The 24,937-nt window shown below is 60.6% G+C and carries 24 protein-coding genes; 19 read left to right on the forward strand and 5 right to left on the reverse strand.

Going from position 1 to position 24,937, the window contains the following annotated elements; genetic code table 11:
* Positions 1 to 28 precede the first annotated feature (28 nt).
* From rsfS to ETX26_RS12810, 7 genes are all read left to right on the forward strand, one after another.
* The gene (gene rsfS / locus ETX26_RS12780; protein ID WP_225425772.1) at positions 29 to 415 is read left to right on the forward strand and encodes a ribosome silencing factor; all 387 of its coding nucleotides are present in this window, start codon (positions 29 to 31) and stop codon (positions 413 to 415) included.
* Positions 416 to 428: 13 nt separating this feature from the next.
* Complete coding sequence (locus ETX26_RS12785) at positions 429 to 851, forward strand: 23S rRNA (pseudouridine(1915)-N(3))-methyltransferase RlmH (protein WP_129525044.1); 423 nt, start codon at positions 429 to 431, stop codon at positions 849 to 851.
* Between the two features lie 4 nt (positions 852 to 855).
* Entirely contained in the window at positions 856 to 2,079 is a 1,224-nt protein-coding gene (locus ETX26_RS12790) for a murein hydrolase activator EnvC family protein (RefSeq protein WP_129525045.1), read from the forward strand.
* A gap of 79 nt (positions 2,080 to 2,158) precedes the next feature.
* Positions 2,159 to 3,502, forward strand: a complete 1,344-nt coding sequence (locus ETX26_RS12795) for a S41 family peptidase (protein ID WP_404825295.1) — start codon at positions 2,159 to 2,161, stop codon at positions 3,500 to 3,502.
* Between the two features lie 12 nt (positions 3,503 to 3,514).
* Entirely contained in the window at positions 3,515 to 3,994 is a 480-nt protein-coding gene (locus ETX26_RS12800) for a disulfide bond formation protein B (protein ID WP_129525046.1), read from the forward strand.
* Positions 3,991 to 4,512: a demethoxyubiquinone hydroxylase family protein gene (locus ETX26_RS12805; protein ID WP_129525047.1), complete on the forward strand. Its 522-nt coding sequence runs from the start codon at positions 3,991 to 3,993 to the stop codon at positions 4,510 to 4,512. Before ETX26_RS12800 ends, ETX26_RS12805 begins: the two co-directional genes overlap by 4 nt.
* A gap of 100 nt (positions 4,513 to 4,612) precedes the next feature.
* Positions 4,613 to 5,236, forward strand: a complete 624-nt coding sequence (locus tag ETX26_RS12810; protein WP_129525048.1) for a hypothetical protein — start codon at positions 4,613 to 4,615, stop codon at positions 5,234 to 5,236.
* Between the two features lie 46 nt (positions 5,237 to 5,282).
* Here ETX26_RS12810 and ETX26_RS12815 read toward each other — a convergent pair whose 3' ends face one another.
* From ETX26_RS12815 to ETX26_RS12835, 5 genes are all read right to left on the reverse strand, one after another.
* Positions 5,283 to 6,296, reverse strand: coding sequence for an NAD-dependent epimerase/dehydratase family protein (locus ETX26_RS12815; RefSeq protein ID WP_129525049.1), 1,014 nt, complete (start codon positions 6,294 to 6,296; stop codon positions 5,283 to 5,285).
* Between the two features lie 74 nt (positions 6,297 to 6,370).
* Positions 6,371 to 7,546, reverse strand: a complete 1,176-nt coding sequence (locus ETX26_RS12820) for a hypothetical protein (protein ID WP_129525050.1) — start codon at positions 7,544 to 7,546, stop codon at positions 6,371 to 6,373.
* Positions 7,524 to 9,674 carry a GumC family protein gene (locus tag ETX26_RS12825; protein WP_129525051.1) on the reverse strand — a complete coding sequence of 717 codons (2,151 nt, stop codon included), beginning with the start codon at positions 9,672 to 9,674 and terminating at the stop codon, positions 7,524 to 7,526. The genes ETX26_RS12820 and ETX26_RS12825 overlap by 23 nt, the downstream gene beginning before the upstream one ends.
* Before the next feature lie 19 nt (positions 9,675 to 9,693).
* Positions 9,694 to 10,404: a polysaccharide biosynthesis/export family protein gene (locus tag ETX26_RS12830; protein ID WP_165271769.1), complete on the reverse strand. Its 711-nt coding sequence runs from the start codon at positions 10,402 to 10,404 to the stop codon at positions 9,694 to 9,696.
* A gap of 77 nt (positions 10,405 to 10,481) precedes the next feature.
* Positions 10,482 to 11,837: an O-antigen ligase family protein gene (locus tag ETX26_RS12835; RefSeq protein WP_165271770.1), complete on the reverse strand. Its 1,356-nt coding sequence runs from the start codon at positions 11,835 to 11,837 to the stop codon at positions 10,482 to 10,484.
* 164 nt (positions 11,838 to 12,001) lie between these two features.
* On the opposite strand from ETX26_RS12835, the gene ETX26_RS12840 reads away from it, so the two are divergent.
* The 12 genes from ETX26_RS12840 (at position 12,002) to ETX26_RS14600 (ending at position 24,918) form a co-directional block, all read left to right on the forward strand.
* On the forward strand, positions 12,002 to 12,244 hold the full coding sequence (locus tag ETX26_RS12840; RefSeq protein WP_129525054.1) for a hypothetical protein: 243 nt from the start codon (positions 12,002 to 12,004) through the stop codon (positions 12,242 to 12,244).
* 88 nt (positions 12,245 to 12,332) lie between these two features.
* A complete protein-coding gene (locus tag ETX26_RS12845; protein ID WP_225425773.1) occupies positions 12,333 to 14,318 on the forward strand; it encodes a polysaccharide biosynthesis protein in 1,986 nt (661 codons plus the stop codon).
* A 177-nt stretch (positions 14,319 to 14,495) separates the two neighbouring features.
* Positions 14,496 to 15,656 (forward strand): non-hydrolyzing UDP-N-acetylglucosamine 2-epimerase, encoded by a 1,161-nt coding sequence (gene wecB / locus ETX26_RS12850; protein ID WP_191984720.1) that lies wholly within the window; start codon positions 14,496 to 14,498, stop codon positions 15,654 to 15,656.
* Positions 15,653 to 16,927, forward strand: coding sequence for a UDP-N-acetyl-D-mannosamine dehydrogenase (gene wecC / locus ETX26_RS12855; protein WP_129525055.1), 1,275 nt, complete (start codon positions 15,653 to 15,655; stop codon positions 16,925 to 16,927). Before wecB ends, wecC begins: the two co-directional genes overlap by 4 nt.
* Position 16,928: 1 nt before the next feature.
* On the forward strand, positions 16,929 to 17,927 hold the full coding sequence (pseB, locus tag ETX26_RS12860; RefSeq protein ID WP_129525056.1) for a UDP-N-acetylglucosamine 4,6-dehydratase (inverting): 999 nt from the start codon (positions 16,929 to 16,931) through the stop codon (positions 17,925 to 17,927).
* Complete coding sequence (pseC, locus tag ETX26_RS12865; protein ID WP_129525057.1) at positions 17,927 to 19,090, forward strand: UDP-4-amino-4,6-dideoxy-N-acetyl-beta-L-altrosamine transaminase; 1,164 nt, start codon at positions 17,927 to 17,929, stop codon at positions 19,088 to 19,090. Before pseB ends, pseC begins: the two co-directional genes overlap by 1 nt.
* Positions 19,087 to 20,715, forward strand: a complete 1,629-nt coding sequence (locus ETX26_RS12870) for an aldo/keto reductase (protein WP_129525058.1) — start codon at positions 19,087 to 19,089, stop codon at positions 20,713 to 20,715. Before pseC ends, ETX26_RS12870 begins: the two co-directional genes overlap by 4 nt.
* Positions 20,697 to 21,515, forward strand: coding sequence for an SDR family NAD(P)-dependent oxidoreductase (locus tag ETX26_RS12875; protein WP_225425774.1), 819 nt, complete (start codon positions 20,697 to 20,699; stop codon positions 21,513 to 21,515). Before ETX26_RS12870 ends, ETX26_RS12875 begins: the two co-directional genes overlap by 19 nt.
* Positions 21,512 to 22,606 carry a UDP-2,4-diacetamido-2,4,6-trideoxy-beta-L-altropyranose hydrolase gene (gene pseG, locus ETX26_RS12880; RefSeq protein WP_165271771.1) on the forward strand — a complete coding sequence of 365 codons (1,095 nt, stop codon included), beginning with the start codon at positions 21,512 to 21,514 and terminating at the stop codon, positions 22,604 to 22,606. The genes ETX26_RS12875 and pseG overlap by 4 nt, the downstream gene beginning before the upstream one ends.
* Positions 22,596 to 23,105, forward strand: a complete 510-nt coding sequence (pseH, locus tag ETX26_RS12885) for a UDP-4-amino-4,6-dideoxy-N-acetyl-beta-L-altrosamine N-acetyltransferase (protein WP_225425775.1) — start codon at positions 22,596 to 22,598, stop codon at positions 23,103 to 23,105. The genes pseG and pseH overlap by 11 nt, the downstream gene beginning before the upstream one ends.
* Positions 23,106 to 23,120: 15 nt before the next feature.
* Positions 23,121 to 24,176: a pseudaminic acid synthase gene (gene pseI / locus ETX26_RS12890; RefSeq protein ID WP_129525060.1), complete on the forward strand. Its 1,056-nt coding sequence runs from the start codon at positions 23,121 to 23,123 to the stop codon at positions 24,174 to 24,176.
* A 61-nt stretch (positions 24,177 to 24,237) separates the two neighbouring features.
* Entirely contained in the window at positions 24,238 to 24,918 is a 681-nt protein-coding gene (locus tag ETX26_RS14600) for a phytanoyl-CoA dioxygenase family protein (RefSeq protein WP_225425809.1), read from the forward strand.
* The last annotated feature ends 19 nt before the right edge of the window (positions 24,919 to 24,937 follow it).

Genomic DNA, 24,937 nt, shown 5'->3' on the forward strand with positions numbered 1-24,937 from the left:
TTCGCCTATGAACCAGGCGCAAACGTCCATGTCCGGACAGGAAGCATCACCGACGGCCGAAGCGGAGCCGGGCTCGCTTCACGCACTCGTCCTCGCACAACTGGAGGATGATCAGGCGCAGGAGGTCGTCTCGATCCCGCTCGCGGGCAAGTCGAGCATTGCGGATCACATGGTTATTGCCTCGGGCCGTTCGACCCGGCAGGTGGCCGCGATCGCGCAGAAGCTCGCCGAGAAGATCAAGCAACAAGGCCATGGGCCTGTGCGGCTCGAAGGGCTGCCGCAGGCCGACTGGGTGTTGCTCGACGCTGGCGACGTCGTCGTCCACCTGTTCCGCCCGGAAGTCCGCAGCTTCTACAATCTGGAACGCATGTGGGCGTTCGGCGACGCTCCACCCGTGGCCGCCGGAACCGCCTGAGTCAGGCGAACCCATGCTCTTGCATGTCGTTGCGCGCGGCAAGATCGGGCGCTCGCCCGAAGCCGATCTCGTCGCGCGCTACGAGAAGCGGCTGACCTGGCCCTTCAGGTCCACCGAACTGCCTGAGGCCGGGGGCAAAGTGCCCGATCCACAGGCGCCTGTGCGAACCGTGCTGCTCGATGAGCGCGGGAAGCAGATTTCCTCCGAGGAGCTCGCCGCGCTGCTGGGCCGTTGGCGCGACGAGGGAGTGCGAGAGGCGCGCTTCGTACTTGGCGCCGCTGACGGCCATTCGGCCGACGAGCGCGCCGAGGCGGACGTCCTGCTTGCCTTCGGCAGAGCCACCTGGCCGCACCTGCTCGCGCGCGCCATGCTGCTCGAACAGCTCTATCGCGCCACCACGATTCTTGCCGGTCATCCCTATCATCGGGCAGGATAGCGCGATGCCGCTCCGCCCGATCGTCCCCGCGCTGATCGCCCTTGCCGCTGCCGCGGCGCTTGGCGGTATTGCGGCGGCTCAGCGGGTCGATGGTCTCTCGGAGCCGGACGATGCACGCGCCGCCCTGGTGCGCGCCCAGGAGGCCGCGCGGGCCGCGGAAGCACGCGGGGTCCGGCTCGAAGCGGAAGCGCGTGCCGCGACCGAAGCGGCGGAGAAGACAGCGCGAGAGGCCGCGGCGCTCGCGGCTCGGATTCAGCAGGCCGAAGCCGATATTGCCGCTGCCGAGGCGCGACTGGCGCTGGTCGATGGGCAGCGGCGGCGGCTGGACATGCGTCTCGCCGAACGGCGCGAACCATTGCTGCGCCTGACGGCAGCGCTGCAGAAGTTCGCACGCCGGCCGCTCGCGCTTTCGGCGCTGCGGCCCGGTTCGCTGCGCGAGACGGTTTACCTTCGCGCCTTGCTCGAAACGACGATTCCCGAAGTGCGCGAACGCACTGCCGCGCTGCGCGCCGAGATCGCCAGGGGGCAGCGCCTCGAGGCCGAGGCGCAGCGGGCGCTCGCCGCGTTGCGGGAGAGTGAGGGCGAGCTCGGCGCACGCCGGCAGCGGCTGGTTGCGCTCGAAAGCCGGCAGCGCCTCGAATCCCGCCGCGCGACCGGTATCGCCGATCGGGAGGCCGAGCGTGCTCTCGCACTGGCGGAGGAGGCGCGCGATTTGGACGCATTGATCGAGACGCTCGACGATGCCAGCGCATTGCGCCGCGAGTTGGCCGCGCTCCCCGGCCCGGTCATCCGGCCGGCGAGCCCCGGGTCGGCGCGCGTTTCGGCCGTCGCCGGCCCCGTGCCAATGCCGTCCGCGACCGCACCGCCGGACGATTTCCAGCTCCCCGTGGTCGGGCGAACGGTCGTGGGATTCGGCGCGATCTCCCCTGCGGGGCTGCGCAGCAACGGCCTCTCGCTCGCGCCTCGGCCCGCTGCGCAGGTGGTCGCCCCGGGCAGCGGCCGCGTCGCGTTTGCGGGCGCCTACCGCGGCTACGACCGGATCGTCATTATCGAGCACGAGGGCGGGTGGACGACTCTGGTTACCGGCCTTTCCCGGATCGATGTCGAGCTCGGGGAGGATCTGGTGTCGGGCGCCCCGCTCGGCATCGCGGCCGTCGATGCACCTGTCGTGACGCTCGAGCTTCGACGCGACGGAACACCGGTGAATCCGCTGGACCATGTCGGCTAGGTGCTGCGCCCGATTGGCGCATCCTCATCTGGCATTCAGCCCGCGTGCGCGATAAAAGCGCTCTCGCAAAGGAGGCTCTATGGCCATCAAGTTCGCGGACCTCGCCCGTTCGGCCGCGCTCGTCACGGCAGTGGCGCTGATACCCGCGACAACTGCGGGCATCGCGCAAGTGGACGGCCGCGCCGGCCCCGAATTCGCGCGCCTGTTCGCCACCTACGAGCGAATCAAGGCCAACTACGTCGAGCCGGTCGATGACGAGACCCTGATCCGCGGCGCGATCGACGGCATGCTCGCCAGCCTCGATCCGCACTCCGCCTACCTCGACGGTTCGGACCTGCAGCGGCTCGAAACGATGATCGACGGCAACTACACGGGACTCGGCCTTTCGGTGCAGATGGACGACGGCGCGGTGAAGATCATTTCGCCGTTCCGCGGCAGTCCGGCGATGGAGGCCGGGCTCAAGGCGGGCGACTACATCACCCACCTCGACGGCGAGCTGATCTACGGCGGCGATCTGGACGAGGCGGTCAGCCGTATGCGCGGACCTGCCGACACCACCATCCGCCTGACGATCTTCCGCCCGGGGCGCGACGAGCCGTTCGACGTCACGGTGACGCGCGGGCTGATCGAGCTCGAGCCGGTCACCTACGAACTCGAGCCCGGCAATATCGGCGTCATCATGGTCAACGAATTCTCGCGCGACGTGGGCGCCGACGTGTTCTCCGCCTGGGAGGCGCTCGACAAGCAGGCTTCGGGCGGCCTCAACGGCCTGGTGCTCGACCTGCGCACCAATCCCGGCGGTTCGCTCGACGAAGCGGTCGCACTCAGTGACCTCTTCCTCGACGAAGGACGCATCGTCTCCCAGCGCGGCCGCGCGGCGGGCGAAACCTACATCTACGATGCCGAGACGGTCTATCGCGGCGAGATCGCGGAGGGCGTGCCGATGATCGTGCTGATCGATGCAGGGTCGGCGTCCGCCAGCGAAATCGTCGCCGGCGCACTGCAGGATCATCGCCGCGCCGTGGTCATGGGGCAGCGCAGCTTCGGCAAGGGCAGCGTGCAGACGCTGCTGCCGCTGGGCCGCGACGCCGCTCTCAAGCTCACCACAGCGCGCTACTACACTCCCGCGGGTCATTCGGTGCAGGAAGGCGGTATCGAGCCCGATATAGCGGTTCCCCAGCTTTCGGACCCCGATCTCGCGAAGCGCGCCAAGTTCGTGCTCCGCGAATCGGACCTGCGCGGGCACCTCGTCAACGAAGCAGCGCTCAAGGACGAAGAGTTCGAGCGGGATCAGCGGGAAGACCCGCGCTTCACGGCAACTGCGGCCGAGCTCAAAGAGCAAGGGATCGAGGACTACCAGCTCCACTACGCGCTCGAAACGCTGCGCCGCACTTCGCCCAGCGCGCTTGCGCGCCGGAAGTAGGGCCGCGGGAGAATGATCGATACGCCCCATGGCCGGCTGGCGCAGCGGCTTGCGCTGGGCGTGCCCGCGCTGCTGCTCGCGGGAGCCTATATCTCGCAGTACGGCTTCGGCCTCTATCCGTGCGAGATGTGCTGGTGGCAGCGCTGGCCGCACTTCGCCGCGGTTGCGCTTGCGCTGCTCTCGACCGTGGCACTGCCGCGGCGGCTGTGGATTGCACTCGCGGCGCTTGCCATCCTCGTCTCGGGCGCCATCGGGGCGTTTCATGCAGGTGTCGAGTACGGCTGGTGGGAAGGCGTGACCGCCTGCGCGGTCACCTCGCAGGCCGGCACCGGCGACCCGCTGGAAGCGATCATGAACGCGCCGATGGTCCGCTGCGATCAGGCGCCGTGGACGCTGGCCGGCATCTCGCTGGCAGGATGGAACTTCCTGTTCTCGGCGGCGGGCGGCCTGGCGATCCTCTGGCTGCTGGCGAAAGAGAGGCGCACGTCATGACGAAGCAGGAAATCGCACGGATGATCCGTGTCGACCAGGCGGGCGAGTTCGGCGCCACGCGCATCTACCAGGGTCAACTCGACGTAATCGGCGATCGCGGCCCGCACGCGGCGGAGATAGCCGAGATGGCGGAGCAGGAGAAAGGGCACCGGGCCAGGTTCGACGCTCTGATGGCGCGGCGCGGCGTACGCCCGACTGCGCTGCAGCCGTTCTGGTCGGCGGCTGGATATGCGCTCGGCGCGGGTACGGCGCTGATCGGGCCCGAGGCGGCCATGGCCTGCACCGCAGCGGTCGAGGAGGAGATCGACCGCCACTATTCGGAGCAGCTCGACCGGCTCGCCGAAAGCGACGCCGATCCCGAGCTTGCGGCTATGATCGACGAGTTCCGCGAGGACGAGCGCGCGCATCGCGATGCGGCCCTGGCTGCAGGCGCGGAGAAGGCACCGGCCTATCCGCTGCTCTCCGGCGCGATCCGCTTCGGCTGCCGCGTTGCGATCAAACTTGCGGCGCGCGTTTGACGGACGAGGGCGGGAACCGCTTTCGCCCTCCACACGCTTCATATAGTGTTCACGGCCCGGGCCGGAGAGTGCCGGCAAACGCAAGTAGGACAGCCATCGCATGAAGTCGCTTTTCGCAGCAGTCGCGCTATCCGGCGCCGCGTTCCTCGCCAGTCCGCTGGCGGCGCAGGCGACGGTGGAGGAGGTGCCGGACGACGTGCGCATGTCGGTGGTCTACGGCGAGGATGCCGCACCGCCGTGCCCCGAAGGCGAGATCTGTGTCGTCGCGCGCCTGCCTGAATCGGAACGCTTCCGCATCCCCGAGACACTGCGCTTCAGCGACGATCCCGCGAACACCGCCTGGACCCGGCGCGTCGAGTCGCTCGAGATGATCGGAGACTTCGGCACGCTCTCGTGCTCCACCGCGGGCGCGGGCGGTTTTACCGGCTGTACGGAGGATCTCATCCGCCGCGCCTATGGCGAACGATCGACCAGCGCGAGCGTCCGCTTCAGCGAACTCATCGCCGCCGCCCGCGCAGAACGCCTGTCCACGATCGACGAATCGGCCGCGGCCGAGCAGGAACGCGTCGAGCAGATCGAGCGCGAGTACATGGAACGCCTCGAACGCGAACGCGACGCGGAATTGCCCGACGAACAGAACCCGGAAATTCTGCCGAGCGAAGACGCCGAACCGATCATGGACGCTCCCGAAACACCGGAACCGCAGGAAACGCCGCAAAGCTGAGGCGGCGCTTATCCGAACCCGCTAGCAGTGGTAGCGGGCTCGCGGATTAGACTCCGTAATAATCGCGATACCACCCAACGAACTGCCGAATGCCTTCCTTCACGCCGGTCTGCGGGCGATAGCCGGTGAGTTCCTGCAGCAGTGTTGCATCGGCCCAGGTGGCCGGCACGTCGCCTTTCTGCATGTCCATGAAGTTCTTCACCGCTTCGCGTCCGCATTCGGCTTCGATCGCCTCGACGAAGTCCATCAGGCGAACCTTGTCGCTGTTGCCGATATTGACCACGCGAAACGGTGCCGCGGGTGAGAGGCTGTCATGCTGCGGGACGTCGTCGGCGCTCTCCGCGCGCTCCGGCACGGCGTCGATCAGCAGGCGGATACCGCGCACCAGGTCAGTCACGTAGGTGAAGTCGCGGTACATCTCGCCGCGGTTGTAGATGTCGATCGGCGTGCCTTCGAGAATGCCCTTGGTGAACTTGAACAGCGCCATGTCCGGGCGGCCCCAGGGGCCGTAGACCGTGAAGAAGCGGAACATCGTCGTCGGCAGGTTCCACAGGTGCGCATAGCTGTGCGCCATCGACTCGTTCGCTTTCTTCGTCGCGGCGTAGAGCGTGAGCTGCGTGTCGCACTTCTCCCGTTCGTCGAACGGCATCTCTTCGTTCGCGCCGTAGACCGAGCTCGTGCTGGCCATGAGCAGATGCTCCACCCCGAGCTCGCGCGCACACTCCATCACGTTGAACGTGCCGACGATATTCGCGTCGATGTAGGCGCGGGGGTTCTCGAGCGAATAGCGCACCCCGGCCTGCGCCGCGAGATGGACGATCACGTCCGGCCGCTCCGCCATGGCGAGCGCATGGAGCTTATCGAAATCCTCCAGCATGCCGACAGTGGCGCTGAAATGCTCATGCTGCAGCAGCATCTGATGCCGCCGTTCCTTGAGACGAACGTCGTAGTAGTCGGTTATGCCGTCGTAGCCGACGACGGCGAAACCTTCCTCGAGCAGCAGTTTGGACAGGTGGAAGCCGATGAAGCCGGCGCTGCCGGTGACGAGGACCTTGCGCATTGCCCTCACCTTGCCTGCATCATTTGCGTCGCGTCAATGCGGTAGATGCCGTTCGCCCTCTGGAGAAGGGCTCGTCATTCCCCGGCGTTGATAATGAGCGGTGCAATGCTGCCGGTCACTCGTTGCCCATCCGACCACGCTCGACCCGAGAGCGAAATCTCCACGAAACCGCAGTCTGCCGGCAAGTCGGCATTGAGCACGATCTTCCCCCCGGCGAGATTCGTCCGCGCAACGGGGGCGTTGTCGCCGACGCACCTCACCGCGATCTCCAGCCTGTCCACCTGCTGCTGCGGCCTCAGGTCATGCTGACCGCGGATGCTGAACGTCCGTGAGTGCGCCGGCAAAATGCGACTTGCGAACACGCCGCCTTTGCCGCGCGCGATGGTCAACTGAAGCTCATCTTCGCCGCCCATGACCTGGGCACGAAAACCAGGTTGATTGGCCAACGTCCAGTCGAACGGCGGGATTCCCGAGTTCCAGCCGCCGGCATCGTCGGGATGCCTCGCATATAAATCATGGGCGAGATCGAGTTCGCCCGCGTTCGCGAAGGCGCGCACCAATCCACGATCGGTTGTTGGGTCGACGACTTCGTCGGGCAGTTGTTGCCGGATGAGACCGAGGTTTCCCAGCGCGTTATCGTCGCGTGACGCAGTAATGAGAAAGCCGTCTAGCCAATCAGGCCCCGTTTCGAGAATGTCTACGAACGTAGCCACCGAGCGGGGATCGCGAAGTGCCTGGGTCATTGCCGCGTAGGCAGCCGGCCGCTGTTCAATGCGCACTTGAAGAATCTGATTGAGAACGCGGATTGTGCGGTCGAGGTTGTCAGCTTGCAAATGGAAGTTGAGGAGCATCCCCTGGAGAAGTGTATCGCGGCGACTGACCTTTGCCGCCGCATCCCAGAACGCGGCATTTCCGTTGCCGGTTCGCTCCGCGCCGATCACCGCCAGCGCGCCGGGTACCAACGGTTGGCGCTGGTAGGCCTCAAGCGCGAGATCCGCGATCCAGTCGACCGGCGGTTCCGTTGTCGCAGGATTCTGGGCGAGCTGGCTCTGGTATGCGGCTTTCGCGAAGTGGGCCTGTGCCGAACCGTCCCAAGGCGCGATCGCCGCCGCCTTGTCGGGCTGGCCGTTCTCGCCCACGATGGCCAGCGTTTGTACGGCCGAAAGAACCGCAAGAACGGGAAATACCAGGACCACCAGCGCCAGACGCCGGCGGCTCGGCGGTGCCTCAGGCGCGTGCGGCATTTGCATCGTCTACGGGTTCGCCATAGCCGTATCCGTAGCCATATCCGTAACCATAGCCATAGGCCGAGTTGCGATCATCGAGCTTGGTCACGATCGCGCCGTAGACCTTCGCGTTGGCCGCGCGCAGGCGGCGCAGCGCATTGTCGATGGCGCGGATCTTCACGTCATTGGATTCGATGACGTAGACCACGCCTTGGACCGCTGTGGAGATCTCCAGCGCGTCAGCGAGGCCGAGAACGGGCGGGCCGTCCACCAGGATGAAGTCGTAACTCTGCTCGAGCTTCGCGATCAACTGAGCAAGGCCGTCGGTCGCCAGAAGGTCCGCAGGATTCGGCGGCATCGTCCCGCTAGGGATTAGGTCGAACCCATGTTCCTCGATCGGTATAGTGACCGTTTGGGGATCCCTTTCGCCGACGAGAAGACTGCTCAACCCGGCATCTTTCGAAGCCTGCTTGCCCAGAAAATCCACAAGAGCCGTATTGCGAAGGTCGGCATCGATCAGCAGCGTCCGCTTGTCGAGTTGGGCGAAACTGCGGCAGATCGCGACTGATGTCAGCGACTTACCCTCGTTTGGCCGGGTGCTGGTGAGCATTAGCGACCTCGGCGCACCTTGCGGCGTTAGGAACGAAATGTTCGATCGCGCGGCTACATAGGCTTCCGACAGCTCCGAACTGCGCCGACGGAGTTCGTCGAGCAGATCGTCTTGCTCCACGCGCGGGATGAGACCGAGTGTTGGCAGACTGAACAAGCGTTGGACGTCGTTCGGATCCCGGATCGTTCGATCCATCGTCTCGCGGAGAAAGACGACGGTCGCGGCAACGGCTCCAGCCACAAGCAGGGCTAACGCTAGGTTCAAGATCAGCGAAGGTTTGTAGGGCGCTTCCGCCGGCAAGGCAGGTTGAACCAACGTCATGTTGTTTTTGCCGGCGCCGGCGGCTTCAAGCTCCTTCGAACGCTGCAGAAGTGCGTCGTATAACTGACGATTGGTGTCAACTTCGCGCTTCAGGATTCCATACTGAATCCCGCCACCTTGCTGCGATAGGAACCGATCTTGGACCTGTTGTACTTGCGCCTGCAGTTGGGCCTCTTCACTACGCGCCTGACGATACGCCGCCTCCAGTCCTGAAATATCGCGGCCCTGCGAAGATGCGATGGACTCGCGGATCGCCTCCACCTCGGATTGAGCGGCCTGGACTTCCGGATACCCTGGGCCGAAGTTTGCGCTCAGACTGGCAAGCTTCGCCTCGGCCGCGGCCAACATGCTACGGAGCTGACTGGATGCTACGCGCGCTTCAGCGGACGTGGCTTTCGCCCTCAAGGCACTTTCAGCAGCGATCCTTTCTGCGGTGGCTTGCGCTAACGCCTGATTGAGAGTGGTGAGAGTATCTCCAATCAGTGATCGTGCGGCGCTGCTGCTATCGTCGTCGCTAACGCCCGTATCGACGATGACGATCTGATTTGCATTAGCATAATCGACCAATTCTTTCTCCGACTGGGCGAGTCGTTCGCGCAGTTCCGCGATCTGGTCACGCAAGTAGCGCCGTGCATCAATATTGGCACCGAAACGCTTTTCGTAATTTGCTGCAAGGAACTGCTCTGCCCAGATATTGGCGATCTCGGCGGAGAGGCTGCGGTTCGGGCTGGAGAAGTGCACATTCACGAGATTGGATAGTCGCACCGGCTCAATGCTGATGTTTTCTAGAAGAATCTCGACTGCATCGCGCCGATCAAGCGGTGCTTCGGGGTCGTTAGCAAAGGCATCGCGAAACGACTCCGATGCCGTCAGATTGGCCGCGTCGACCACTGCTTCGGCGAGAAAACGCGAGCCGAGTAGTTCGTATTGCGTCTGAAAATATTGCTCGTCCGCCTGTAGTTCTTCGATCTCTGTTTGATCGATGTTCGTGACATTTGCAGTCGCGCGGCTGATCTCGATCACCGCCGTGCTTCGATACTGCGGTGTGGAAAGCAAAGTAACCAGCAAACCGAGCACGAGTCCAGCGACAAGGATACCTGCGATAATAAGCCGCGAGTTGACGGCTTGGCGCCAGTATCGCTCGAGCGCGAGAATCCCGGAATTCTCGTCCGCATTTTCGGCCGTGTCCGACTGCGCGGAATATATGACTGCATCTGCCATTGCGTTTCTTCTCGACCGATTAGTTGCCAATGCGATCGATCAGGATCGCGCTCGATGTCAGCAGGGGCACGAACTGCAGAATGGTTTCGAGGCGCCGGCGTGCTGGAGAATCGCCTACCGTGACGATATCGTCGGCATAGATACGTGGATCCGGATAGTTGCCACGCTGGATCGCCTCAATGTTGTATACACCGATGTATGTCGTGTCGCCGACGGTTCGCATTACCACAACGTCGTCCGTTTTGGCGTATTCTGCGAGCCCGCCGGCGTTATTGATTGTCCGCGCGAGCGTCCGAGAAAGCCGCGCCGGATATGCGCCAGGCTTCTCGACTTCTCCGCCGACCGACACGGTGGGCTGAGACAACTCCGCGGGGATGACACTGACGCTGGGATCGCGGAGAAATCTACCTGCAAGCCGCTGCGCGATCTTCTCACCGACGCCCGTTGCGGATTCCCCGTCGACGTCGATGGCGCCGACCAACGGGAAATCCAGATTTCCCCGATCGTCCACGATATAAGTGCCACTCAACGGTTCGGAATTGAGAACCGTGATTTCGAGCTGATCACCCGGCTGCACGCGGGTAACGTAGCCCCCCTCGGGAGGAGGAAGGCTGTCAAGGTCGGTTAACTCGATCCCAGGCGCCATCGCCACGGAACGATCCTTGCTCACGCAGCCGACAAGCAAGCCGGCCGTCGTAAGGCAGACGAGGAAATACCTGATGATTGACATTCTCTTCGTCCAATTTCGCATCTATGTCGAGCACTTACCCGAGCGCTTTCGATAAGCAAGCCCGGGTCATCGCAAATTTAGGAGCCGTGTTCGGAGTGTTGCCCCCGCCTAGTGCGGCGCGGACCGTGTTCCCGTAGTGGAAGATCCGCAACTTGTGTACCCTTGCCAGTCCAGATCGCGAGCAGAACTGCATAGCTCGCCAATGCCGGGACACGCAGGGGATAGTCGATTAGCGATGCGATGAACAGGATCGCCAGTGCGGTCAGCGCTGTAGCCGGCCTGATGTTGGTGCGAATCTCCGCGCGCCCGGCGCGCCATATTGCCCATCCGCGAACGGCGAAAAGCATTATGGTGAAGATCAGAAGCAGAGCTCCCAATAGGCCGCCGGCCATCAGCACTTCCAAGAAATCGTTGTGTGCATGGTTCACATACGATGGCCTGAGAAGCGCATCGACTTCGTGCATCCGATAGACATCGTCGAAGGAGCCTATCCCAGCCCCCCAGGGGAACATATCGGCTGCAATCCGCCAAGTCTCGGGTAACAAATCGGCGCGCGTGTCCGCGATGGGGTCGGAGCCGATGAGCCGCTCAAAGGCCCGATCGCGTCCCAGGCCGATCGTAACGAGGCCGAGCCCCGCCACAACCACGACGCCAACCGCTGCCGGAGCAATGCGCGCTAATGCGGAAGAGCGGTGTGTACGCCGTCTGTTGCCGGAAGGCGCCGCCACGGTGATCAGTGCGGCCGTGACACATGCCGAAAAGACGAGCATCAGCAGCCCGGAGCGTGATCCCGTTATCAGAATCAACGGAATGAGTAGTAGCATACCACCCATTGCCATTGCACCGCGCTTACCCCTGGTGGTTCCTATATCTTTCCATAACCCCTGCGCGAGTTGCGCCCAGCAATACATCACCGGGATCAGACTGGCGAGGAACACAGCCTGATGATTGCGATTGGCGAACAGCCCCACCGGCGAGCCATAACTCGTCAGGCTGTAAAGGTAGAGTGGCCCGCGGGGACTGCCCATGAGCTGCAGCAATCCCCAGATGGCCGTCAACACTCCGAGTCCCAGGATCAAGGTCAATAACTTCTCGTGCTGCCGTGCGTCGAGCTGGATGCCTAGGACGAGAACAGCACAAGGCGTGGCCAGTGCAAACAAGGCATTGCGAGTTGCCTGAGGGTCCAGCGTTAGCGGCCGCCACTGATCCTTCAGCCCCAGCAGCGCATCCAATTCCGCTATCGTCTCTCGTCCCGGCAAAGATTGCCAAATCCCCGGCGGCAGGGGGATGAGATGAACCGCAGTCAGGACCACGGTGACCCCTGCTATGGTGACGAGGGGCCAGTACTGCCGGATATGCTTTCGTGAGAGCGTGAGCAGCCCGTACCCTAGGGCAAGCAACGAGACTGGGCGCAACAGTATGAGCGATTGCATGTCCGCCCGCGAACTGCCCCCGGTCAGAAAAATAGTGACGAGGAATGCGCAAAGGACCCCTAGTCGCGCCCGTGAAGACAAGATCCTCTCCAGCACGCGCCCGCGAGGCCGTGAGTGCCTCGGTCGGTCCGAAACAGCGTGTGCCGTTTCCATCATCCAATCTCATGGCCAGGCTGGGCGCGCCCGTGGACGCCAAACTGGCGGTGCGGCAGGCGGCGGCGCAAGATCGTCGCGAACATTGGCGTTCTCTTGCAGCCGCACTTATCGAGGTCAAGACGCGCCTCGGCCTCACCGTATGCTTCTTGAAGCTGGTGTTGTCTTCCACTGGACGCGTGCGCTACACGCGCGGTCGTGCCGATCTGGGCGAGGGTTTGCCAGAACCTTCAACTCACCTATTTGCGCCTTGATCATTACGGAACAGCTGCCCTCCTCTAAGTTTTTTTGGGGTGCAGTCTGCCCTGGCAGGTGTCTAGAGACGAAGAGGTCGGCTCCAGAATGCAACTGAACCTGTTTTCAAAGAGATCATCAATGATGCAGCGGGTTCTCGCCATTGCGATCGTTTCGTCGGTCGGGCGGCTCGGCGCGTTGCCACGGCGAACGCGGCAACTCATCGTGGCCGCGATGGATGGTGTGTTATGCGCGATCGCGGTTTGGATGGCGTTCTCGCTCCGGCTGGGTGAGTTCTACCGCGTGGAGACCAACGTTCTGCTGGTTGCGGCCGCGGCGCTGGTCTTATGGTATCCTATCGCGAGCTGGCGCGGGGTCTATCGTTCCATCATCCGCTTCTCGGGTGCTCGCGCGATGTTCGGTCTGGGAACGGCGGTCGTCATATACACGATGCCAATGGCCGTCCTCTTCCTGGCCAATGGGTTCGCAGGGATTCCCCGTACGATCGCGCTGATTCAACCCATTATATTTCTCACGCTGATGGCGGTAAGCCGCCTGACGATCCGGTTCGTGCTAATCGACATCGTCAACGGGCATCGCGCGGACACCGCTCGCCGGGTGGTGGCTATCTATGGTGCAGGCAGCGCCGGTCAGCAGCTCGCCCTCTCGTTGCGACATGAGCCGCACGTGCGGCTCGCCGCGTTCATCGACGACGATGCGCGTCTCGCAGGTCAGCAGCTTGACGGAGTTACCGTGCATCCGGCGACAAAGCTCGACGCGCTTCTGGATAGCAACGACATTGATGAGGTTCTCCTGGCGCTTCCCAGTGCGAGCCGATTGCGCCGCAAGGCGATCATCGAAGCATTGCAGAAGCACCCAGTGGCAGTCCGTTCATTGCCAAGCGTGGGCAACCTCATCGATGGAAAGGTCTCGGTCAGCGATCTGCGGAACGTTTCGATAGACGATCTTCTCGGCCGCGATCCGGTGCGCCCGAATGAGTTACTCATCGGGAAGACCGTGACGGCAAAGCGGGTCATGGTGACAGGGGCTGGCGGATCGATCGGGGGCGAGCTTTGCCGCCAGATATTGCGCTCTCGCCCCGCCGAGTTGATCCTCCTCGAGCGGTCGGAGTACGCTCTCTACGCTATAGGAGTTGAGCTCGATGCGCTCGCAGATACGCTCGACGTGCGCGTTCCCATCGTGCCGGTATTAGGTGATCTCGGTGATTCCGATGCCGTACAGCGCATTTTCGAGAAGCGACGCCCCGAAACGGTATTTCACGCAGCGGCTTACAAACATGTTCCGCTAGTTGAAAGCAATCCCATTGCAGGTCTGCGCAACAACATATTCGGTACATTGAACGCTTGCCTTGCTGCCGAGAAATGCGGCGTGCGGAACTTCGTCCTGATCAGCACGGACAAGGCCGTGCGGCCTACAAACGTGATGGGCGCATCGAAGCGTGTGTGCGAACTGATTCTGCAAGGGCGTGCTCAATTGCATGGACCGAGGCGCGACCGGACGATCTTCACGATGGTGCGGTTCGGTAACGTTCTCGGATCGAGCGGCTCCGTCGTGCCGCGTTTCCAGCGTCAGATCAGAGAGGGAGGGCCCGTCACGCTGACTCACAGCGACGTCACGCGATATTTCATGACGATACCTGAAGCGGCCCAGCTCGTCATCCAGGCAGGCGCGATGGCCAAGGGCGGAGAGGTGTTTGTTCTCGATATGGGTGAGCCGGTGCGCATCCTCGACCTAGCCCGAAGCATGATCCACCTGTCGGGTATGAGCATTCGAGATGAGGCAAATCCCGACGGGGACATCGAAATATGCGAAGTTGGTCTTCGTCCCGGCGAGAAGCTCTACGAGGAACTTCTCATCGGCGACAATCCGGAGCCGACCATTCATGAACGTATCCTCAAAGCGAACGAGGCGATGATATCTTGGGCTATTCTGCAACGCACACTGGATCGGATGAGCATGTTTCTAAGTCGAGGCGATAACGTCGGGGCGACTTCGCTGCTTAGCGAACTGGTGCCCGAGTACCGACCAGCCGCAGGAGATAGCCCCCTCAGGGTTTCCGACAAAGCAAGCTGAGCGCACAGAGGAACGCCCCCATCGTGCTTGACATCGATTGCGCCCCCGATACCCGACGCGATCGCTTTGGCCGTCATATGGCTGCCATCTAAACTGCCAAGATTACAAACGCGCCTCTGTCTGGCTGCCGGCGAGTAGCCGCGGACCTGACGGCATCAAGATCGAGTATCTGAGCTCATGCATAGCGGCATAAAGATTCTTACAGTGTTCGGGACGAGGCCTGAGGCGATCAAGATGGCGCCTGTGGTCCAGGCGCTCGCCGGAGCTGACGGAGTGGTCGCCCGCGTTTGCGTGACGGGGCAGCACCGGCAGATGCTTGATCAGGTCCTCGACCTGTTTGGCATCGTACCCGACTATGATCTTGATCTGATGAAGCCGGGGCAGGACCTAACTGATATTACATGTAACGTGCTTGGTGGGCTGCGCCCAATACTGTCCGACTTTCAGCCCGACATGGTTCTGGTTCACGGTGACACCTCCACGACGTTGGCGGCATCGCTGGCCGCCTACTACCAGCGTATTCCTGTAGGTCATGTCGAGGCGGGGCTGAGGACAGGGGATATTTTGTCCCCTTGGCCTGAGGAGGTGAATCGAAAAGTCGCTGGTACCGTAACACGGCTGCACTTTGCACCTACCGAGCGGTCACGGCAGAATCTGATCGCGGAGAACGTCTTGCCCGAGCATATTCATGTGACCGGCAATACGGTGATCGATGCACTGCAGGAAGTCGTCGGACATATTGAAGCCGATGCCTCGCTGGAGGCGGATTTGGCCGGACACTTCGACTTGGATGCGGCAAGGCACCTAATCCTCGTCACGGGCCATCGCCGTGAGAGCTTCGGCGGCGGTTTCGAGCGTATTTGCGCCGCGCTGGTGGAGATTGCGGCTCGTGAGGATGTTGAGATTGTATACCCGGTGCACCTGAATCCAAACGTGAAAGGCCCTGTTGAGCGGCTTCTTTCGGACTTGCCGAACGTGCGACTGATCGAGCCCCAGGACTATCTTCCGTTCGTCTACCTGATGAATCGCGCCTCGATCATTCTGACGGACTCAGGTGGTATCCAGGAAGAAGCGCCGTCTCTGGGCAAGCCGGTGCTGGTAATGCGCGACACGACCGAGAGGCCTGAAGCGCTCGACGCGGGTACGGTTCGGCTTGTCGGAACTGATACGGCCCTCATCGTCAGCAACGTTTCGCAGCTACTAGATAGTCGAGAAGCGTACCAAGAGATGAGCTTTGCCCATAACCCCTACGGAGATGGACAGGCTTCCAAGCGGATTTTGTCGGCAATACGGCAATGGGCAAAGGGGTATGCAACGGAGGTGGCGACTGCCGTATGAGCAAGCGTTTCGAAGTGATATCCGTTATCGGTCTAGGATACATAGGGTTGCCTACGGCAGCAATGTTTGCGTCACGCAAACTGAGCGTGATCGGCGTCGACGTGAACGAGCGTGCGGTTGATACTATCAACTGTGGCGAGATTCATATCGTCGAGCCCGATCTCGACATCGCCGTGCACTCGGCCGTCACGGAAGGCTACTTGCGGGCTACTTCACAGCCCGAACCAGCCGATGCGTTCCTTGTTGCGGTGCCGACACCCTTTAAGGGGGACCATCGGGAGCCCGATCTGAGCTATATCGAAGCGGCCGCCCGCGCTGTCGCGCCCGTGCTGAAGCGCGGCGACCTGGTAGTGCTGGAATCAACGTCGCCAGTGGGGGCGACGGAGCAGATGGCAGATTGGCTGGCGGAGGCCCGCTCGGATCTTACCTTTCCTCAAGCGGCAGGAGAGGATTCCGACATCCGCATCGCATATTGCCCGGAGCGTGTGTTGCCGGGCAAGGTAATGCAGGAGTTGATTCACAATGATCGCGTGATTGGCGGGATGACGCCGAAATGCTCCACCGCCGCCGTGACCCTCTACAAGCTCTTCGTTGAAGGGGAATGCGTCGTCACTGACGCCCGTACGGCAGAGATGGCAAAGTTGACCGAAAACAGCTTCCGTGACGTCAACATTGCCTTCGCGAACGAGCTTTCAATCATCTGCGATAAGCTCGACGTCGACGTTTGGGAGCTGATTGCCCTCGCCAACCGCCATCCGCGGGTGAATATCCTACAGCCAGGCCCCGGGGTGGGTGGTCATTGCATCGCAGTGGACCCCTGGTTCATCGTCTCGAAGACGCCAGCGGAGGCGCGCCTGATCCGAACTGCGCGTGAGGTGAACGATGCGAAACCTGGGTGGGTAATCGAGAAACTGAGAGAGGCGGTCAAAGAGTGGCTGGGCGAGAGCGCTGACCGGAGGGAGGAAGACCTCGTGATTGCGTGTTACGGGATTTCCTTTAAGGCCGACATTGACGATCTTCGCGAGAGTCCGGCCTTGGCCATTGTCGAGGAATTATCCCGCTCACACGCCGGCGAGATATGGATTGTCGAACCGAATATAGCTCGGCTCCCCCGCTCCCTTGATGGAAGGGCCCGGCTAGTTTCGCCTTCAGAAGCTCTGGAGAATGCGGATGTAGGAGCTTTGCTCGTGGATCATAAAGAGTTCCGAGCATTACCGGAGCCTGCCGGCAGGTTGCTTGACTTTAAAGGCGTTCGCCAAAGGACTTCGTGATATGCTAAATGGGAAGACCGTCTTGGTAACCGGTGGGACCGGCTCGTTCGGTAACACATTCGTGCCATTGACATTGGACAAGTACAACCCAAAGAAAATCATCATATTCTCACGCGATGAGATGAAGCAGTGGGAGATGGCGAAGAAGTTCACCCACGATGACCGTGTTCGCTTCTTCATTGGTGACGTCAGGGATCGTGACAGGTTGTACCGCGCGCTGGATGATGTCGATTTTGTGGTTCACGCTGCGGCGACTAAAATCGTCCCAACCGCTGAATACGATCCTTTTGAATGCGTAAAAACCAATGTTATCGGTGCAATGAATCTGATCGATGCGTGTATAGATAAGGGCGTCAGGCGTGTTGTTGCGCTTTCAACTGACAAGGCCAGCAGTCCCATAAATCTTTACGGGGCGACAAAATTAGCGTCGGATAAGCTGTTCGTGGCTGGTAATTCCTATTCGGGAGGTCGCGATACGCGTTTCTCGGTAGTTCGATATGGCAACGTCATGGGATCTCGTGGCTCGGTCATCCCGTTCTTTATGTCCATCAAGGACCGCGGTGTTTTGCCGATAACCGATGAGAGGATGACCCGTTTCATGATCTCTCTCGAGCAAGGCGTGGAACTGGTGTGGCATGCGCTTGAGGACATGGAGGGGGGTGAGATCTACGTGAAGAAAATTCCCTCGATGAAGGTGACCGATCTCGCGCGTGTGATTGCTCCCGATGCGAAGCTAGAAATTGTCGGCATGCGTCCGGGCGAGAAGTTGCACGAGCAGATGATAAGTGCGGAAGACGCCACCTCGACCTACGAGTATCCGGAGCACTTCAAAATACTGCCGACCATACATCGGTGGGATGAGGATGCAGGACGTATAAAGGATGGCAAGCGACTGGCTGAGGGTTTCGTTTACTCAAGCGACAACAATGCAGAGTGGATGACTCCTGACGAACTGGGCAACTGGATTGCCGCCAACAGAGACAAGATCGGAAATATCTGATGGGAGGGATCCCTTATGGTAGGCAGGAAATTCTGCAGCCAGATATCGACGCGGTCGTCGATGTCCTCCGATCAGATTTTCTGACGCAAGGGCCCGTCGTCCCGGCGTTCGAGGCTAAAGTGGCGGCGTACTGTGGCGCTAGCCATGCGTCCGCGATGAATAGCGCGACCTCGGCCCTGCACGTCGCCTGTTTGGCATTGGGGTTGAAGCCAGGCGATTGGCTGTGGACCACGCCGGTCACTTTCGTCGCGTCATCCAATTGTGCGCTCCATTGCGGAGCGAAAGTCGACTTCGTCGATGTAGATCCTCGTACCTATAATCTCTCTCCCGATGCCTTGGAGCGCAAACTTAGGACGGCCAACGCGGCGGGGTGTTTACCGAAGATCGTCGTGCCCGTGCATCTGGCGGGCCAACCCTGCGACATGGAAGCGATCTACCGTCTCGCGCGCGAATATGGTTTCCATGTCATTGAGGATGCATCACACGCCATCGGTGGGCGCTATCAGGGCGAGCCCATCGGCAACTGCCGCTACAGCGATGTAACGATCTTCAGTTTTCATCCGGTAAAGATTATTACTACCGCCGAGGGCGGCATTGCACTGACCAACGACGCCGGGATAGCCGAGCGAATGAATTTGCTTCGCAGTCACGGCATCACGCGCGAGCCGCAATTGATGGCTGGCGGCTCCGACGGCCCCTGGTACTACGAACAGCTCGAGCTGGGGTACAATTACCGGATGACTGAGGTTCAGGCTGCGCTGGGTCTATCGCAGATTGAGCGGCTGGACGATTATGTCACCCGCCGACACAAACTGGCGCGTCGATATGACGATTTGCTCGAGGATCTGCCATTGACCCTTCCTTGGCAGCATCCTGACGGCTACTCAGGTCTCCACCTCTATATCGTGCGCCTGAATCTCGGAGAGATCAGAAAGACCCATCGCGAGGTATTCTCTTCTCTGCGAGAGCAGGGAATTGGCGTCAATCTTCATTACATCCCGATCTATCGCCAGCCGTACTATGAAAAACTCGGTCTCCGCCGCGAGGATTTTCCTCATGCTGAAGCATACTATCGAGAGGCGATAAGCCTGCCGATGTATCCGACGTTGACCGAGGAGGAGCAGGACCGCGTAGTCAAGGCATTGCATGAGGCGGCCAGTTGAACGCTACCATCGTACTCCAGGCGCGGACGTCATCTTCGCGCCTTCCCGGCAAAGTGCTTCTGCCTCTCGGAGGGATGCCGCTGGCAGTGCTCGCCGCAAAGCGCGCGGCCAACAGGGGGCATCGAGTCATTGTCGCCACATCGACTGAACGTGACGACGATGAACTGGCAAGATATATTGAAATCAATGGAATCGAGCTCTTTCGCGGCAGCCTCACGGATGTTTTGGGACGTTTTGTCGGAGCTATCAGCGACTGTGCAGATGATGCGCCAATCGTCAGGTTGACTGCCGACAATGTCTTTCCCGACGGCAATCTTATTGCAGATATCGAGAATGCATTCTGCGAAGCGGGAGTAGATTACCTGTCGTGCAACAGCGAGTATTCCGGATTTCCATACGGTGTGAGCGCTGAGGTGATGCGCGCAGGCGCTTTACGGCGCGCAGCCATCTGCGCGACCGATCCGCGGGATCGCGAACATGTGACACCGTGGATTGCTCGCCACGCCTCCACAGCGAATTTCGTGCCAAAGCTGCCCGTCAATATGGCGAATTTTCGATGCACGATCGATGTTCTTGATGATTACCTGCTGGCGACGCGGATATTTCGTAACGTAGATGATCCCGTCCGTGTTGCGCTTTCAGACCTGCTTACGTGTCTTGTTGTGTCGGTTGAAAAGCCTCTCGTAGTCCGTCCCGTCCAGAAGCTTGTTCTGGGCACCGCCCAACTCGGTATGGAGTATGGGATTGCAAACGCAACCGGTCGGCCGGCCGACGCGGAGGCGTGCGAGCTGATCCAAACTGCGATACGAAACGGCGTCCGTGCGTTGGATACCGCGCGCGCCTACGGAACGAGCGAAGCCGTGGTCGGTAAATCTCTGCGCGGAGGTTGGCGCGAACGGGTTAAGCTCCTCACGAAGCTGGAGCCGCATCTCACTGCCCTACCTGGCGCGGATTATGGTGTGATCGCGAACGACGTCGAATTTCAGGTGCTTCGTTCTTGCCGTGAGCTCGGGACGGAAAGTCTGGATGTCGTAATGCTGCACCGTGCAGAACATCTGACAGCTCATGATGGAGCGATCTGGCAGAGTCTGAAAGACCTTAGGGATCGGGGGCTCATAGGGGCGCTGGGGGTGTCGATCCAGAGTCCCGAAGAGTTACGCAGCGTTCTTGAGTACGACGATGTGGCACACCTGCAACTCCCGTTCAATGTTCTGGATAATCGATGGCGATCGGAAATTCCAAAGATTGTCGCGGCCAAAGCCGAACGGAATATCCAAGTTCATGCGCGGAGCGCGCTGCTGCAGGGTCTACTGGTTTCGCGCAACCAAGAGCATTGGTCTCGGGCAGGTGTGACGGAGCCCGAGGTGGTTTGGAAATGGCTGGACCGGTTGGTGCAGAGCTTCGGGCGCCATGATAGCGCCGATCTGGCATTGGCATTCGTGCGTTCGCAGCCATGGGTCGATGGCGTCGTGGTCGGGATCGAGACAATCGACCAACTCGAACGGAATATTGCGACTTTCGACCGACCGCCACTGACTGACGAGCAATGCTTGGAATTGGAACGGACACGCGTCAAGCTGGGAGAGCAGGTGCTGAACCCCTCGCGATGGCTGCCGAGCGCATGAAACCCGGGTCCGTCTCCACCGATCTTCTGGGACGCACCGCGCTCATTACTGGCGCAACAGGTTACCTCGGTTCCGCAATGGCTTGGGCCTTGGCCGGGGCCGGGGCGGAAGTGCTGATCAATGCGCGTAACATTGAAAACGCCGAGCGCCTCGCCGCCAAGATTCAAGAACGGGGATGGAGCGCACAGCCTGCCGCCTTCGATGTCGTCGATCATGATGCGGTGGCAGCCGCGGCGGAACAGTACCTCGGCGACAGGCCTCTCAACATCTTGGTGAACAATGCATACGCAGGTAGCGGCGGTACTATCGAGCACTCGTCTGCCGATGCGTATAGAGAGAGCTACGATGTTGCAGTCGTTTCGGCGCACAGATTGCTGCACGCGATGCTTCCGGCCCTGCGCCAAGCCGTGGAGCGCGATTTTCATGCGTCCGTGATCAACGTCGCGTCGATGTATGGTCTGGTGAGCCCTGATCCGCGTCTTTACGATACCGCGAAAGCTACGAATCCACCATTCTATGGCGCCGCCAAAGCAGCTTTAGTCCAATGGACGCGTTACGCTGCATGCGAGTTTGGCGCTCAGGGTATCCGGGTCAACAGCATCTCCCCCGGCCCGTTCCCCTCGCGGTTGGTGCAAGAGAATAGCCCCGAATTCGTGTCGCGCCTGGCCGAGCGCGTTCCGTTGGGCCGTGTGGGACAGGCCAGCGAAATCGCTGGCCCCCTCCTGTTTCTGGCTTCCGATGCTTCAACATACGTCAATGGCGCCAACCTCGTCGTCGACGGGGGCTGGACTGCGTGGTGACCTCGCCAGTTGTCTTGTTTCGCGCTGACGCTTCCTTCACGATTGGCGCAGGGCATGTCATGCGCTGCCTCACGCTGGCGGACGGTTTGAGAGAGCGCGGTTGGCAATGCCGATTTATCTGCCGGGAGTATCCGGGGCATCTGGGTGAGAATATCGCCCGCCGTGGTCATGCCGTGCAGCTTCTGCGTGCGAACCATGAGGCTTTTAAGGGCGGAGACGCCGCGCGGCTAGCGGCACCTTCTGCGGAAGATGCGGCCGCTGTGATTGCATGGTTGTGCGGCGATCCACCAGCATGGATCGTGGTTGATCACTATTCCCTCGATGCCGAGTGGGAGAAAGCGGTTTCCCCGCATTGTGATCGCCTGATGGTTATCGACGATCTTGCTGACCGCGGGCATTACTGCGATGTGCTGCTCGATCAGACATTCGGGCGGACAGCGGCAGAGTACCGGGAGCACGTTTCCGCAGAGACCACGTTGCTGTGTGGCGTCGACTACGCTCTACTTCGTCCTGAATTCTCCATCTATCGTGAACATGCGCTCCGACGTCGAACTCGAACGGATCGCGTGGAGCAGATTCTAGTAAGCTTGGGTGGCGGTGACACCGAGAGTATTGTTCGCAGAGTATTGGAACTGCTGGTATCGGCCGGGTTGCCGCGTAGCTGTCGCGTGAAGATCGTTATGGGATGGGGCGCTCCACTGAGTGCCGACATCAGGCTTGCTGCTCAAGAAGCACCGTGCAGTGTGGATGTGTTGCAAGGAGTTGATTCGATGGCCTCGCTTATGGCGGAGAGTGATATCGCGATCGGCGCAGCGGGTTCGTCGTCGTGGGAGCGCTGCTGCTTAGGGCTCCCTACCGTGATGATTGTACTGGCGGATAATCAACGTGTGGTCGGGGAGAGTCTCGCAAGCGCCGGGGCAGCTCTTCTCGTGAAGATGGACGACATGGATGCCCACTTACCGATTGCGGCGACCACCTTGGTGCAAGATCATGCGGCCCGAAGTGCCATGGCGTTACGCGCCGCATCGGTTGTCGACGGGCGCGGCGTTGAACGTGTGATAAGAGCGATGGATGCGGCATATGCAGGATGAGACCGCAGGCAGATTGCGTCCGCTGGCGGCCGATGATCTCGAAACCATTCGTGCTTGGCGCAACCATCCGAATGTCAGGTCCTCTATGTTCTCGACCAATGAGATCACTCGAGAGGAGCATCAGGCGTGGTTTGATCGTGCTTCGGCGGACGCGGCACGACGGTTGCTGCTCCTGGAGCGTGATGATCGCGCGATCGGCTTCGTTCAGTTTCAAGTCTTAGGCGAGGGCGGGATCGTCGAGTGGGGGTTCTATGTTGCACCTCGTGCACAGAAGGGAACTGGCAGTCTGCTCTCCCACCATGCGCTGCGATTCGCATTCCAGCACGCAGGGTTCCATAAAGTGTGCGGGCGGGTCCTCGCGTTCAATGAACCGTCGATCGCTTTCCACTTAAAATTCGGCTTTCTGCGTGAAGGCATACTACGCGAACACCATTTCGACGGCTCGCGCTATCACGATGTTTTCTGCTTCGGCCTTCTGAAGTCGGCCTGGCACGATTGAGGCAAGGAACTGGGCATGAACGAAACGCCGACTATTAACATCGCCGGGAGGGTAATCGGCCGCGAGTATTCTCCCTATGTGATCGCTGAACTCTCGGCCAATCACAACGGAAGCCTTGAAACAGCGCTCGCGATCGTCGAAGAGGCGGCAAAGGCCGGCGCGGACGCAATCAAGCTGCAAACGTACACGGCGGACACCATAACTCTAAAAAGCGACGCTCCCGAATTCCGCATTGAAGGCGGTCTTTGGGATGGCGAGACTCTGTACGATCTGTACGAAAAGGCTCACACGCCATGGGATTGGCACAAGGTGCTTTTTAAGCGAGCGCAGCAACTCGGCCTCGCGGCGTTCAGTTCTCCTTTCGACCGCACGGCGGTGGACCTGTTGGAGGATCTTAATGTGCCGGCTTACAAGATCGCCTCGTTCGAGGCCGTCGATCTCCCCCTCATCCGCTATGTTGCCAGCACCGGCAAACCCATGATCATTTCAACCGGCATGGCTGATGCGGACGAGATCGCTGAAGCTGTAGCGGCGGCACGCGATGGCGGATGTCGTGAACTCGCAATTCTCCACTGTGTGAGCGGCTATCCTGCGCCGGCTGAAGACTACAACCTGGCTACCATTCCCGACATGATTCGTCGTTTTGGCCTCGTGACGGGGCTTTCCGATCATACGCTCGACAACAGCACGGCGATCGCGTCGGTTGCGCTCGGCGCCTCGTTGATCGAGAAGCATTTTACGCTGGACCGGGGTGGCGGCGGGCCCGATGACAGCTTTTCACTGGAGCCGGAAGAGCTCGCGGCCCTGTGCCGTGACGCCAGAACGGCCTGGGCTGCCGTGGGTGAGGTGGACTACGGGCGCAAGTCGAGCGAAACCGGCAATATCAAGTTCCGCCGTTCACTCTATTTCGTCAAGAGTCTTAAGGCTGGTGAAACGATCACGGCGGAGTCCGTCCGTAGCGTTCGTCCCGGATATGGGTTGCCGCCAAAAATGCTCGACTCGATCATCGGAACGAAGGTCGTAACTGACGTCGCCCGGAATACCCCCGTGACTTCGTTAGTGATTAGCTAAGGTTGTTGATCCGATGAACGTGCTAATCAACCATTTAAAGGTGGTAGGCGTTTCCTTCCACATGCGGCTGCGTGGACAGAAGGGTCCATTCAAATTTCTTAGGCATGAGACAGCTCAAATATTTCCGGGTGTAATTCCGCGGGCGGTTTGCGAGGAAGCCAGAAATACTATCGATCAAGTCCTAGACCGAGGGGACAATAACCGAATTTGGCGTGATGCAACTGGTTCGGATAGCCGAATACTCGGATTTGAGAAAGATATTCCCGCGCTCTTGCCCTACTTTTATGTTGAGAGTTGTATAAGCGCCATCGATTCATATCTGGGTAAGTCAACTCAGTCGTGGCTTTTAATGGCAAATCGTTTAATTCCTCGGAGCGGCAACAAGGGATCAGGTGGCGGACTTCACAGGGACTCGCCTTTTTCGCATCAGGTGAAATGCATATGGTATCTTAGCGACGTACATGCGGCTAATGGACCATTCGAATATGTTCCGGGTTCTCATCGGAACTTGTATTCTCAGCGCAACAAATATCCTATTGGCACTTATCGTTTCGAGAATGTTTCTGAGGAGCGTAAGGCTATCACCGCTGAGGCGGGGTCCCTCTTAGTATGCGACACTCGGGCGATTCACGGGGGGCGGCCGATCGCGGAGGGATCTCGGTACGCAGTTACGTTGTACACCTTTGACGACGCAACGGGCGCCGACCGGCTATTCCGAAGTTCCGGGTTAAAACCCGACTGATCAGAGATCAATTGGATCG

Origin of the sequence: Pelagerythrobacter rhizovicinus (assembly GCF_004135625.1) — a bacterium.
GTDB lineage: Bacteria > Pseudomonadota > Alphaproteobacteria > Sphingomonadales > Sphingomonadaceae > Pelagerythrobacter > Pelagerythrobacter rhizovicinus.